This window comes from Streptomyces nigrescens (genome assembly GCF_027626975.1).
Taxonomy (GTDB): domain Bacteria; phylum Actinomycetota; class Actinomycetes; order Streptomycetales; family Streptomycetaceae; genus Streptomyces; species Streptomyces nigrescens.
This window is the reverse complement of record NZ_CP114203.1, coordinates 1,893,676-1,905,801: the sequence shown is the minus strand read 5'-3', so window position 1 is coordinate 1,905,801 and position 12,126 is coordinate 1,893,676. Positions and strand designations below refer to the sequence as shown.

General features: G+C 71.0%; 16 protein-coding genes. 7 read left to right on the top strand and 9 right to left on the bottom strand.

The annotated features are described in order from the left end of the window. Position 1: 1 nt before the first annotated feature. Positions 2-136 carry a hypothetical protein gene (locus tag STRNI_RS08645; protein ID WP_277410869.1) on the bottom strand — a complete coding sequence of 45 codons (135 nt, stop codon included), beginning with the start codon at positions 134-136 and terminating at the stop codon, positions 2-4. A gap of 18 nt (positions 137-154) precedes the next feature. Beyond that, a complete protein-coding gene (locus tag STRNI_RS08640) occupies positions 155-535 on the bottom strand; it encodes an MmcQ/YjbR family DNA-binding protein (protein ID WP_018089120.1) in 381 nt (126 codons plus the stop codon). A gap of 218 nt (positions 536-753) precedes the next feature. On the opposite strand from STRNI_RS08640, the gene STRNI_RS08635 reads away from it, so the two are divergent. Further along, entirely contained in the window at positions 754-1,137 is a 384-nt protein-coding gene (locus STRNI_RS08635; protein ID WP_277410868.1) for a sulfurtransferase TusA family protein, read from the top strand. A gap of 92 nt (positions 1,138-1,229) precedes the next feature. Here the strand turns inward: STRNI_RS08635 and STRNI_RS08630 are convergent, their stop codons facing one another. From STRNI_RS08630 to STRNI_RS08600, 7 genes are all read right to left on the bottom strand, one after another. After that, positions 1,230-1,757: a GNAT family N-acetyltransferase gene (locus tag STRNI_RS08630; RefSeq protein WP_274738759.1), complete on the bottom strand. Its 528-nt coding sequence runs from the start codon at positions 1,755-1,757 to the stop codon at positions 1,230-1,232. 88 nt (positions 1,758-1,845) lie between these two features. Further along, positions 1,846-2,010 carry a hypothetical protein gene (locus STRNI_RS08625; protein WP_159485416.1) on the bottom strand — a complete coding sequence of 55 codons (165 nt, stop codon included), beginning with the start codon at positions 2,008-2,010 and terminating at the stop codon, positions 1,846-1,848. Further along, positions 2,007-2,750, bottom strand: a complete 744-nt coding sequence (locus tag STRNI_RS08620) for a hypothetical protein (protein WP_093648668.1) — start codon at positions 2,748-2,750, stop codon at positions 2,007-2,009. The genes STRNI_RS08625 and STRNI_RS08620 overlap by 4 nt, the downstream gene beginning before the upstream one ends. A gap of 476 nt (positions 2,751-3,226) precedes the next feature. Continuing rightward, positions 3,227-4,684, bottom strand: coding sequence for a catalase (locus tag STRNI_RS08615; RefSeq protein ID WP_274740684.1), 1,458 nt, complete (start codon positions 4,682-4,684; stop codon positions 3,227-3,229). A gap of 206 nt (positions 4,685-4,890) precedes the next feature. Continuing rightward, positions 4,891-5,958 carry a thiamine pyrophosphate-binding protein gene (locus tag STRNI_RS08610; protein WP_277410867.1) on the bottom strand — a complete coding sequence of 356 codons (1,068 nt, stop codon included), beginning with the start codon at positions 5,956-5,958 and terminating at the stop codon, positions 4,891-4,893. Between the two features lie 4 nt (positions 5,959-5,962). After that, positions 5,963-6,859, bottom strand: coding sequence for a 2-hydroxy-3-oxopropionate reductase (locus STRNI_RS08605; protein WP_277410866.1), 897 nt, complete (start codon positions 6,857-6,859; stop codon positions 5,963-5,965). A 30-nt stretch (positions 6,860-6,889) separates the two neighbouring features. Further along, the gene (locus tag STRNI_RS08600; protein ID WP_277410865.1) at positions 6,890-7,732 is read right to left on the bottom strand and encodes a TIM barrel protein; all 843 of its coding nucleotides are present in this window, start codon (positions 7,730-7,732) and stop codon (positions 6,890-6,892) included. A 135-nt stretch (positions 7,733-7,867) separates the two neighbouring features. On the opposite strand from STRNI_RS08600, the gene STRNI_RS08595 reads away from it, so the two are divergent. From STRNI_RS08595 to STRNI_RS08570, 6 genes are all read left to right on the top strand, one after another. Beyond that, positions 7,868-8,137 (top strand): YkoF family thiamine-binding protein, encoded by a 270-nt coding sequence (locus STRNI_RS08595; RefSeq protein WP_161299385.1) that lies wholly within the window; start codon positions 7,868-7,870, stop codon positions 8,135-8,137. Next, on the top strand, positions 8,134-8,514 hold the full coding sequence (locus tag STRNI_RS08590; RefSeq protein ID WP_018092784.1) for a helix-turn-helix domain-containing protein: 381 nt from the start codon (positions 8,134-8,136) through the stop codon (positions 8,512-8,514). Before STRNI_RS08595 ends, STRNI_RS08590 begins: the two co-directional genes overlap by 4 nt. Before the next feature lie 212 nt (positions 8,515-8,726). After that, on the top strand, positions 8,727-9,239 hold the full coding sequence (gene uraD / locus STRNI_RS08585; RefSeq protein ID WP_018092785.1) for a 2-oxo-4-hydroxy-4-carboxy-5-ureidoimidazoline decarboxylase: 513 nt from the start codon (positions 8,727-8,729) through the stop codon (positions 9,237-9,239). Beyond that, a complete protein-coding gene (gene uraH, locus STRNI_RS08580) occupies positions 9,236-9,652 on the top strand; it encodes a hydroxyisourate hydrolase (protein WP_159485406.1) in 417 nt (138 codons plus the stop codon). Before uraD ends, uraH begins: the two co-directional genes overlap by 4 nt. Positions 9,653-9,659: 7 nt before the next feature. Beyond that, the gene (gene pucL, locus STRNI_RS08575) at positions 9,660-10,607 is read left to right on the top strand and encodes a factor-independent urate hydroxylase (protein WP_018092787.1); all 948 of its coding nucleotides are present in this window, start codon (positions 9,660-9,662) and stop codon (positions 10,605-10,607) included. 85 nt (positions 10,608-10,692) lie between these two features. After that, complete coding sequence (locus tag STRNI_RS08570) at positions 10,693-12,096, top strand: nucleobase:cation symporter-2 family protein (protein ID WP_274738769.1); 1,404 nt, start codon at positions 10,693-10,695, stop codon at positions 12,094-12,096. Positions 12,097-12,126 lie beyond the last annotated feature (30 nt).

Genomic DNA, 12,126 nt, shown 5'->3' with positions numbered 1-12,126 from the left:
CTCAGCGCGGCCGCGCCGCCTCCTGCGGGACGTACCCCAGGGCGACCGGCCCGGGCGCCGTGGCGGGGCCGGCCGCGCCCCGCCACGGTGCGAGCAGGTCGGAGAGGCGGGGCGGCCAGAGCGGGTCGGCGGACACGCCCTACGCCGCCGGTGGTCAGGCCCGCCGCTCTCCCGGCCAGTCGAGCAACAGGCGCTGGGCCTTGGGCAGCGAGGCGACCACGAGGTCGTACGAGTCCTCGATCATGTCCAGCACGAGCCGGTCGGGCAGGCCGCCGTCCAGGGAAACGGTGTTCCAGTGCCGCTTGTTGAGGTGGTAGCCCGGCACTACCTCGGGGTGCGCCGCCCGCAGCCGCTCCGCCAGCTCCGGCTCGCACTTGAGGCTCACGGTGAGCGGGGCGTCCGTCAGCGTGGTCAGCGCGAAGATCTTGCCGCCGACCTTGAACGTCGACACATCCGGGTGTCGCGGGAAGGGGAATTCCTCGGCCGCGCCATTGAAGTCCAGGCAGACGGCCCGCAGGGTGTTCGCGTCGATCATCCTGCCATTCTCGCGGCCGGGGGCCGGACGCGGCCTCTTCATTGCTTCGATTCTCACATCGCCGAAGAATGAGTAGTGTTTCGGAAAGCGAAGCAAGGGTCTGCCGGCCCGCACAGAAAATCTGCCGGCCCGCACAGAGAAGAGGAAGCGATGGATGTCCCGGAGTTCCCTGCGTTAGCGGCAGGCGATGCCGTGGCGCGTGCACGTGCGGAGGACGGATGTCACGACACCGGGACACCCCGCGCGTGACGGCCACCTCCCCGGCGGCCCCCGGCCCCGCACCGGAAGCGGACCTCACCGTCGACGGCACCGGACTGCTCTGCGTCGCGCTCCTCCTGCGGCTGCGGGCCGCGATCGCCGGAGCCGGGCCGGGCACCGTCGTGCACGTCATCACGACCGATCCGGCCGCTCCGCTCGATCTGCCGGCCTGGTGCCATATGACCGGCCATCACTATCTCGGGCCCGTCCTCGACGACGCGGACGGCAGCGTCGACGACGGCGACAGCAGCGTCTACGCCCTCCGGCTCGCCGCCGACGCACGTCCCACCCGCGCCGATGCCCCCTGGCGAACGGCCCGGCCCAGCGGGGACACGGGGCCCTGACGGGAGCCGGACCGGCCGGACCGGCCGGACCGGCCGCATCGGCCAGATCAGCCGGACCAGCCGGACCAGCCGGACCAGCCGGACCAGCCGGATCAGCCGGACCAGCCGGGCTCCCGGCGCATCCCGGTCCGTGGCCAGCGGTCGAGGCCCAGGGCCGCCTCATGGGCGCGGATCGCCCGTAGTCCCGGGGTGAGTTCGGCCTCGGGGAGGATCCGGAATCCGATACGGGCGTAATACGGCGCGTTCCACGGCACCTCGGTGAAGGTGGTCAGGGTCAGCGGGACCGGGCCGCCGTCCCGCTCCGCCCGGTCGATGAGCGCCCGGCCGATGCGGCGGTGGGCCCGGTCCGGGTGGACCGACACCTGCTCGATATGGGTGCAGCCGTCGACCGGCTCCCAGAGCAGATAGCCGACCGGGCGGCGGCCCTCTCGGCCGGGTCCTGGTTCCTCGTACGCGGCCAGCACCCGCCCCGCCCGCTGGAACTCCGTCAACTGCTCCGGTGAGGGCGGCTCGTCGTCGGCGACCGAGGCCATATCGAGCGCGCGGAAGGGCTCCCCTGCCGCCCGCTCGATGGCGCGCAGCGCGGGCAGTTCGTCGAGGGCGGGTACCTGGATGATCACGAGGTCAGTGTCGCGGGTTCCGGGGGCGGGGGCGAGCGGTTTCCGTGGGCGGCCGGTGGGCTGCTCGTGGGCGGTGACGCCCGGAGGCTCACCGCAGCCGGCCGTCCGACGCGCGGGCGTCGAGGTGCGCGACGTACTCGCGGGCCACTTCGGCGGCGGGGGTGCCGTCGGACGGATCGAGGCGCAGACCGGTGCGGGTTTCGGCTACCCAGCCGGGACGGCTGACGACGGCGGCCGCGGACGGCCCCGTCACCGTCCCGCCGCGCCGTACTTGATCAGCTCGTCGGCCGGGTCGTTGACCGGCTGCGGGGTGCCCGTGAGGTCCATGACGAACAGGGGGATGTGCAGTTCGTCGGCGCGGGCACGGGCGTCGCGGGCGTAGCCGGCGAGGGAGAAGAAGACCGCGACGGCCGAGTCGTTGAGGCCGTTGAGCCAGACGCATTCGATCTCGCGCAGCTTGGTGGCGTGGGTGGTCGGGTCGACCTGGGCGACCACACCCGTCCCGCGCAGATCCACTCCGGAGGCGGTGCGCTCCCGGGTCCGTGCGGCATCGGCGTAGCCCAGCCACTTCAGATACTGCTCGGCGGCGGTGACACAGTCGCGGGCCGTGCGGATCGTGACCGGGCGGAACGCGGGCCGCAGGACGGCGCGCGGAGGGTCGGCGGCGGGCGGTGGTGCGGGCCTCGGCGCGGGGCGGCCGGACGAGGGGAAGTTCGGCGGCGGCAGAGGGGGCGCCGGGGCGACCGGGACCCGGACGACCGTGCCGCAGGCGCAGCCGGACTCCGGCGCCGGCCACTCGTCCTGACGTCCGCAGACCTCACAGCGCACCTCCACCCAGGAGGCCTGCCAGGTGCGGTGCAGTATCTCGACGGGTACCCCGCCGCGCAGTACGGGCAGGGTGAGCGGGGCACCGCAGGCGCACGGGAAGGTGGGCGGGGTGAAGGCGTTCTCGCGGCGGCACGTGGGGCACCGCACCGGCACGCTCTCGGCCATGGTCGGCTCCTGGCAGGTCGGGCGGCAGACAGGTCGGATCTGCTGCTGGCTCCATGGTCCCTCCAAAACCGGTCGGCGGGGGCCGAATTGGGGCGGAGAGTCCCAGGCGGGGGAGAACGCCGGGGAGCCACGGTGCACGGAGGGAGCGCATCGCGGCGCACAGGGATCGTTCTCGTACGGGTGACATCGCACAGGGCCCGGCGTCCGTGACCGTACGGATGCCGGGCCCTGCAGTGGTTTCCGTCCGGCAGCGCGGGCAATCGGGCGCGACAGGACATCGCACCGCCGGACGGAGACTGGGGGGGGGGGGAGGCGGGCTCCGCGGCGGGGGAGCGGCTCACCCTTCCTGTCGGGCGAGCGCTGCCACCGCACTGCGTGCTCCCCGTATGCCGCGGAGCCCACGCTCCCGCTCCGTACCGGCCGGCCACCCCTCAACGGGCCGTGCCGGTACGGACGCACGAGGAACTGACCTCCCGTCAGTCCTCGCGCAGTTCGCGGACCCTGGCCTCGACGCGCTTGCCGTAGTCGGGGTCGGCGGCGTGGAAGTGAGCGAGGTTCTTCTCGATCACGTCGTCGCGGCTGACCTGGGAGAGACCGCCGGCGATGTTGTTCACCAGACGCTTCTTCTCTTCCTGTGACATCAGCCGGTAGAGCTCACCGGCCTGGAAGAAGTCGTCGTCCTTGGTGTGCGCGGGGGCCTCATGGGTGCCGACGTGGCCGTTGACGGCGAGCGGGGCGGAGAGCGGCCGGCCGGTCTGCACCGGGCCGCTGTAGGAGTTGGGCTCGTAGTTCTTGGCGTACCGGTCGTAGCCGTTGGTCGCCATGAGGCCGTCCCGGCCGTAGTTGGCGGCCGTGGTCGCCTTGGGGGCGTTCACCGGCAGCTGGGTGTGGTTGACGCCCAGGCGGTAGCGGTGCGCGTCGGCGTAGGCGAACAGCCGGCCCTGGAGCATCTTGTCCGGGGACGGGCCGATGCCGGGCACGAAGTTGTTCGGGGAGAACGCGGACTGCTCGACCTCGGCGAAGACGTTGTCGGGGTTGCGGTCCAGGACCAGGCGGCCCACGCGCTGCAGCGGGTAGTCGCTGTGCGGCCACACCTTCGTCAGGTCGAACGGGTTGAAGCGGTAGTCGGCCGCCTCGGCCGCCGGCATGATCTGCACATACAGGGTCCAGGAGGGGTACACGCCCCGCTCGATGGACTGCAGCAGGTCGGTCTGGTGGCTGTTCGGGTCCTTGCCGGACAGCTCGGCGCCCTGTTCGGCGTCCAGGCAGCGGATGCCCTGGTTGGTCTTGAAGTGGTACTTGACGAAGAAGGCCTCGCCCTCGGCGTTCGTCCACTGGTAGGTGTGCGAGCCGTAGCCGTTCATGTGGCGGTAGGAGGCCGGGATGCCGCGGTCGCCCATCAGCCAGGTGATCTGGTGGGTCGCCTCGGGGGCGTGCGCCCAGAAGTCCCAGACGTTGTCCGGCTCCTGCTTGCCCGTGAAGGGGTCGCGCTTCTGCGAGTGGATGAAGTCGGGGAACTTGATCGGGTCCTTGATGAAGAACACCGGGGTGTTGTTGCCGACGAGGTCGTAGTTGCCCTCCTCGGTGTAGAACTTCAGGGCGAAGCCCCGCGGGTCCCGGGCCGCGTCCGGGCCACCGAGGTTGTCGGCGACGGTCGAGAAGCGGATGAACGTCTCGGTCCGCTTGCCGACGGTGTCGAGGAAGTCGGCGTGGGTGAAGCCGGTGACGTCATCGGTCACCTCGAAGTAGCCGTACGCCCCGGAACCACGGGCGTGCACGACGCGCTCCGGGATGCGCTCGCGGTTGAAGCGGGCGAGCTTCTCCAGCAGGTGCTGGTCCTGGAGGACGATCGGGCCGCCGACGCCGGCGGTGGCGGAGTTCTGGTTGTCGGCGACGGGGGCGCCAGCCTCCGTAGTGAGAAAGCGCGCCGTCAGCGTGGGCTTCGACATGGTGACCTTCCGTACGAGAGCGCGGAAGTTGGCTTCCGCACGTCGGAGCGTAAGAAGCGCTCCGACCAAACGTCAACAGTTTGTTGAAACAAACCTGGGGGGTGTCCGAGGGTGTTCCGGACGGCGGCCACACCTGGGCGCGACAGGACAAGTGTCGGCGCGGCCGCCGCCCGGAAGCGGAGGGGAAGCCTCTAGACGGCCCGGACCTCCAGGAGGACCGGCCGCCGCGTGGAGACGGCTTCCTTGCGTGCCCACTCGGCCGCCGAGCGGAGCTCCGCCGGATCCGCCGGACCCGCGAGGTACCGGCCTGCGCAGCCGTACGCCTCGACGAGCTTCACGTGGTCCGGGAAGTCCGGCTCGTGGCCGGGTGGGGTGAGCACAGGGGTGAGCATGATCAGTACGAAGGGGACGGAGTGCTGCGCCGCGGTCGCCAACTCCTCGGCCAGGGCCGGGAGATCCTGACTGTCGATGACCGCCACGACCTCGGCCTCCCGCTCGCCCAGGGAGTCCAGCGCCGTGCGGACGCCGATCGCGGCGGGCACCTCCCAGCCGGGCGGGCCGCTGCGGGCGCAGGCGCCCGCCGTACCGCTGACGACATGGGCGTCCGGCGCGAAGAGCCCGGCGATCTCCGCCGGGACCCCGGACGCCGGGACAGGCGGCCGCGGCGCCGCACCGCGCACGGGTCCGGCCCGTGGCGGCCGGAAGCCGGCCCCGGCGTCGCGCTCGGCGTCGTAGCCGATCTCCGCCACGGCCCACTCGGCCGGGACATCGATCAGGACCGGTCCGGGGCGGCCCTCCCGCGCGATCCGGAACGCCTCGCGAAAGGCCCCCGGAAGCCGCGCCGGATCCTCGATACGCTCGGCGCGCTTGGTGACCGGACCGGCCAGCCGGACGAGATCCGGCGGCCGGCAGGTCGCGTGGTGCGGCGAGCCGTCCGGGCCGGTGTCCGCCCGGCCGGTGATACAGACCAGGGGGACGGCGTCCTGCCGGGCCGCGTCCAGTCCGGTGACCAGCCGCGCCGCCCCGGGACCCGCGGCCACCGCGGCGACGCCGGGCCTCCCGCTCGTACGGGCCCAGCCGAACGCCATGTGTGCGGCGGCCTCTTCGCGGCGCACCGGCAGCCGCCCGATACCGCCGGCCTCCATCGCGGCATACAGCGGGAGGAGGGCGGCACCGGAGCAGCTGAAGACGGTCCCGACACCCTCGTCCTTCATGATCTGGACGGCCGCCCGAACGGCGGGGATCCGCTGCACCGCCATGGACTCAGCTTTCGGTGGTGTGCCCGGAGAGGCGTTCGACGCCGCGGAGGAGGGCGGAGTGGTCGAGGCCGCCGTCGCCCTGGGCGCGGAGGGCGGCGACGAGTTGGGCGACGACGGTGCCGACGGGCAGGGCGGCGCCGACGGCGCGGGCGGCGTCGGTGACGATGCCCATGTCCTTGTGGTGCAGGTCGATGCGGAAGCCGGGTGTGAAGTCGCGGGTGGTGAAGTTGTCCTTCTTGCGGGCCAGGACGGTGGAGCCGGCCAGTCCGCCGCCCAGGACGTCGAGGGCGGCGGGCAGGTCGACGCCGGACTTCTCCAGGAAGACGACGGCTTCGGCGCAGGCCTGGATGTTGACGGCGACGATGAGCTGGTTGGCGGCCTTGACGGTCTGGCCGGAGCCGTGGGGGCCGCAGCGCACGATGGTTTTGCCGAGGGTTTCCAGGAGGGGGCGGGCGGCGTCGAAGTCGGCCTGTTCGCCGCCGGCCATGATGGACAGGACCGCTTCGATGGCGCCGGCTTCGCCGCCGGAGACGGGGGCGTCCAGGACGCGGATGCCCTTGTCGGCGGCGGCGTGGGCGAGGTCGATGGAGGTCTGCGGGGTGATCGAGGACATGTCGATCAGCAGGGCGCCGCGGCGGGCGTGGGCCAGGATGCCGTCGGGGCCGTAGGCGATGGCCTCGACCTGCGGGGAGGCCGGGACCATGGTGATGATGACGTCGGCGCCGGTGACGGCCTCGGCGATCGAGCCGGCCGCGTGGCCGCCGTTCTTGGTGAGCCGCTCCAGCTTGTCGGCCTCCAGGGTGTAGCCGGTCACCGAGTAGCCGGCCTTGATCAGGTTCTCGGCCATGGGCGAGCCCATGATGCCCAGACCGATCCACGCGATCTTGGGAAGATTGCTCATGAGTGTCTCTTTCGAAGGGCTTGCGACGGGTCAGGAGCGGGCTGCGCGCCGGTCGGCCGGGAGCCAGCCGAAGGCCTCGGCGCTGGGGCCGTCGCCGGGCTTGTACTCCAGGCCGGTCCAGCCGTCGTAACCGGCCTTGGCGAGGCGGTCGAGCAGCGCGGTGAAGTCGAGGTCGCCGGTGCCGGGGGCGCCGCGGCCGGGGTTGTCGGCGATCTGCACATGCGCGGTCCGGTCGGTGTAGCGGTCGATGACCTCGTCCAGGTCCTCGCCGTTCATCGACAGGTGGTAGAGGTCCATCAGGAAACGGGCGTTGTCCAGGCCCGTCGCCGCGTTCACCGCCTCCACGACCTCGATCGCCTTCGGCGCCGAGACGATCGGGCAGCGCGGCGACTCGGGCGCGTTGAGCGCCTCGATCAGCAGGGTGCCGTCCACCTCCGCCACCGCCCGCGCGGCGAACGCGAGGTTCTCCAGGGCCAGCCGGTCCTGTTCGGCCGGATCGACGCCCTCGACACGGTTGCCGTACAGGGCGTTGAAGCTCGTGCACCCCAGCGAGCGGGCGAACTCCACCGCCACCGGCACGTTCGCCCGGAACCTCGCCGACTCCTCACCCGGAACCGACAGCGCGCCACGGTCCGGGCCCGGCAGCTGCCCGGCATAGAAGTTCAGCCCCACCAGCCGCGTCCCCGCGTCGTTGAGCGCCGCGCGCAGTGCGTCCAGCTCCGCCTGCTCCGGCACCGGGGCATCCACCCACGGCCACCACAGCTCCACCGCTGTGAAACCCGCCGCCCGCGCGGCCGCCGGCCGCTCCAGCAACGGAAGCTCGGTGAACAGGATCGACAGATTGACGTTGAAGCGCGTGTCCGGGAAACCCATAACGGCGGCGCTCCTTCCGGATAGTGGAACTGTTTTTCTGCTTAATGGAACACTGCCTGGCGGGCTCGGAGGCTGTCAAGGGGGCCCCGGGGCAATTTCTGGTGGCCGGGCCGAACCGCGCGTAGGTTGAGCGGCGTGCGATTGAGAGTGGAATTCACGACGGAACCGTTCGATCTGGACGAGGCGCCGGCGCATGCGGTGGTGGCGCGGGACGTCGTCACGGGCGCCGAGCTGGACGCCGTGGACGTCGGCCCGTTCGGCAATACGGCCGAGGGCGACGCCGACCGGGTGCTCGATGCGGTGAACGCCCTGCTGCGCGAATCCCTGCAGGCGGGTGCCACCAGGGTCTCCCTGCAGGTCAATGTCATCGGTGAGGCCGGGCCGGGCGAGGGGGACGCGACATGACGGATCCCGCCGACCACCCCTTCGTCCAGGCGGTCAAGCCGCTGGTCGACGCGATGGGCGGACAGATGGTCGCGCCGGACCTGGCCGAGGGCGACGATGTCGTCCTGGCCTGGGAGGGGCAGGACCGGGTGGCCGTACGGCTCCCGCATCTGTCGGACTCGCTCGATCACCTCCTCGCCGAGCTCCAGCGCCGGCACGGGGTGCCGCTGGCGGAGCTGGACCGTAAGACCAAGCAGTCGGTCGTGCGGATCCTGGAGTCCCGCGGCGCCTTCTCGGTCCGGCACGGAGTGGAGACGGTCGCCAGTGCTCTCGGGGTGAGCCGCTTTACCGTGTACAACTACCTGAACAGGGAGAACGCCGCGAAGGACGCCGACTGAGGGCAGTCGGTCACGGCCCCGTCGCGGCCGCCGGAGCCGCCGTCCCGCAGCACCGGACGGCGGCTTTTGTGTCGCCGAGTTTTCAACAAAGTGTTGACGTGATGTTGCCAGGGGTCTTAGCTGTTTCCAGCCAAGCAGAGCTGTCCAGCACCACCAGGCCACGGAGGCTTCCCGTGTCTTCGAGTTCACCGCGCTCGACGGGGGACACCCCCGTGCCCCCCGCGGGGCTCACCCGGTTCAACACCGCCGACGACGGTACGGCGCGCGCCGCACTGCACGAGGTGTGCGCCAGCCGGGCATGGGGCGAGCGGATGCTCGCCCGGCGCCCCTACGCCACCACCGACGCCCTGTTCGCCGCGAGCGACGCCGCGATGGCCGAGCTGACCGCGGCGGATCTGGCCGAGGCGATGGCCGGGCACCCGCCCATAGGCCGGCCGAAGCCGGGTGATCCGACCTCGCGACGCGAGCAGAGCGGCATGGCGGGCGCCTCCGACGCGCTCAAGGCGGAGATGCTCGAACTCAACCTGGCCTACCAGGAGAAGTTCGGGCATGTCTTCCTGATCTGTGCCTCCGGCCGCACCGGAGAACAGATGCGTGACGCGGTCCGTAACAGGATCGACAACACGCCGGAACAGGAACGAGAGATCGTTCGTGCGGAACTCGGCAAGATCAACCGCATTCGTCTGACCCGTATCGCGGAGCACGCAGAAGGAGACGCAGCATGAGCAGCGAGACGGCCGCACCGACGTCGGTGTCCACCCACATCCTGGACACCAGCGTGGGCCGCCCCGCGGAGGGCGTCGCCCTCACGCTCTCGGTGCGCTCCGGCAGCGACGGCGCCTGGACCGCCCACGGCGCGTCCACGACCGACGCGGACGGACGCTGCAAGGACCTGCCGGCCCTGCCGGACGGCACCACCCATGTGCGCCTCGACTTCGCCGTCGAGGAGTACTTCGTTTCAAACAAGCACCGCGCTTCACACCAGCAAGCCGAGGAACAGCAGGACGCCCCCCGCGTAAGGGACAGCGGAGCTTTCTTCCCGGAGGTGGCAATCACCTTTGCCGTCCAGCCGGGCGAGCACTATCACGTACCGCTGCTGCTCAACCCGTTCGGCTACTCCGTATACCGAGGGAGCTAGCACCGACATGACAGCCCATTCCCGCCCGGCCCGCCCGGTGATGCTCGGCCAGAACCAGTACGGCAAAGCGGAGAACCGCGTCGTCAAGATCACCCGTGACGGCGACACCCACCACATCAAGGACCTGAACGTCTCGGTGTCGCTCTCCGGCGACCTGGAAGAGGTCCACCTCTCCGGTTCCAACGCCCACTGCCTGCCGACGGACACGACCAAGAACACCGTGTACGCCTTCGCCAAGGAATACGGGATCGAATCGGCCGAGCAGTTCGGCATCCACCTGGCCCGGCACTTCGTCAGCAGCCAGGAGCCGATCCACCGGGCCCGTATCCGCATCGAGGAGTACTCCTGGGAGCGGATCGCCACCTCCGACGCCAACTCCCGCTTCATCGGCGCCGACGAGGTCCAGCACTCCTTCGTCCGCAAGGGCCAGGAGACCCGCCTGACCGAGATCACCTATGACGGTGAGCGGTGGCAGGTCATCTCCGGCCTCAAGGACCTCGTGGTGATGAACTCCACCAACTCGGAGTTCTGGGGCTACATCAAGGACAAGTACACGACCCTCAAGGAGGCCTACGACCGCATCCTCGCCACCGAGGTGTCCGGCCGCTGGCGGTTCAACTGGACCGACGACGAGCAGCGGATGCCGAACTGGGAGCGTTCGTACGAGCAGGTCAAGAAGCACATGCTGCAGGCCTTCGCGGAGACCTACAGCCTGTCGCTCCAGCAGACCCTGTACCAAATGGGGGCGCGCGTCATCAACAACCGGTCCGAGATCGACGAGATCCGCTTCTCGCTCCCGAACAAGCATCACTTCCTGGTGGATCTGGAGCCGTTCGGGCTCAAGAACGACAACGAGGTCTACTACGCGGCGGACCGCCCGTACGGCCTGATCGAAGCCACTGTTCTGCGCGACGGTGTCGAGCCCAAGATCCCGGTGGATCTGACGAACCTCTGAGCGGCTCCGACGCAACGCCGTGCCGTGCGTTCCCCTCCCCACCCCGCAGCGGGGAGGGGAGCGCACATCCTGAGGGGAACGACCCATGGCACAGCACCCGCACGACCCGCACCACCCCGCGTCCCCGGTCCATCCGGTGGACGAGAAGCCGGCGGCCAGGCGGCTCGTCCCGGCCGCGCTCCAGCACATCGCGGCCATGTACGCCGGTGTCGTCACCCCTCCGCTCATCATCGGCCAGGCCGTCGGCCTGGACACCGCGGGCCGGACCCGGCTGATCGCCGCGAGCCTGCTCATCGCCGGGCTCGCCACGCTGCTGCAGACCCTCGGCCTCCGCCGGTTCGCCGGCAACCGCCTGCCGTTCGTCAACGCGGCCAGCTCCGCCGGCATCACCCCGATGCTGGCCATCGCCGAGACCACCGCCCGCGGCCATCAACTCCCCGCGATCTACGGGGCGGTGATGGTCGCCGGAGCCTTCTGCCTCGCGGTCGGCCCCTTCTTCGGCAAGCTGCTCCGCTTCTTCCCGCCGCTGGTCACCGGTGTCGTCATCACCCTCATCGGGGTCACGCTGATGCCCGTACCGGTCGGCTGGGCGCAGGGCGGCGACGCACAGGCCGCCGACTTCGGCGCCATGAAGTACCTGGCGCTCGCCGCCTTCACCCTGGTGGTGATCCTGCTCGTCCAGCGCTTCACCCGGGGCTTCGTCAAGCAGATCGCGCTGCTGATCGGCCTGGTCGCCGGCACCCTCGCCGCGGTCCCCTTCGGGATGGCGAGCTTCGACGGGCTGCGCTCGGCCCCGGTCGTCGCGCTGCCCACCCCGTTCTCCTTCGGCGCCCCCGAGTTCCAGCCCGCCGCGATCCTCTCGCTGTGCATCGTGATGCTGGTGCTGATGACGGAGTCGTCGGCCGGCATGCTGGCCCTCGGTGAGATCTGCGACCGCCCGGCCACCGGCGCCACCCTCACCCGCGGACTGCGCACCGACGGCCTGGCCACTCTGCTCGGCCCCGTCTTCGGCGGCTTCCCGACCAGCGCCTTCGCGCAGAACGTCGGGGTGGTCTCGCTGACCCGGGTCCGCAGCCGGTATGTCGTCGCGCTGGCCGGCGCCACCCTGCTGGTCCTGGGCGCGTTCCCGGTCCTGGGCGCGGTGGTCTCGCTGGTGCCGATGCCGGTGCTCGGCGGCGCGGGCATCGTGCTGTTCGGATCGATCGCGGTCAGCGGTATCCGTACGCTCTCCGCCGCCGGTCTCGACGACAGCTCCAACATCATCCTGGTGGCCGTGTCGCTCGGTGCGGGCATCATCCCGCTCGCGGCACCCACCTTCTACGCCGACTTCCCCGCCTGGGCACAGACCGTGCTCGGCTCCGGGATCAGCGCCGGAGCCCTGACCGCGGTCGCGCTCAACCTGTTCTTCCACCATCTCGGCACCCGGAGCACCCCACGGGCAGCGGTACTGTCAGCCGCCTCGTCCGGCTCCGGCACTCAAATCCCCTAGGGCCATGCCGTGCCCACCGCCAGTACCGAA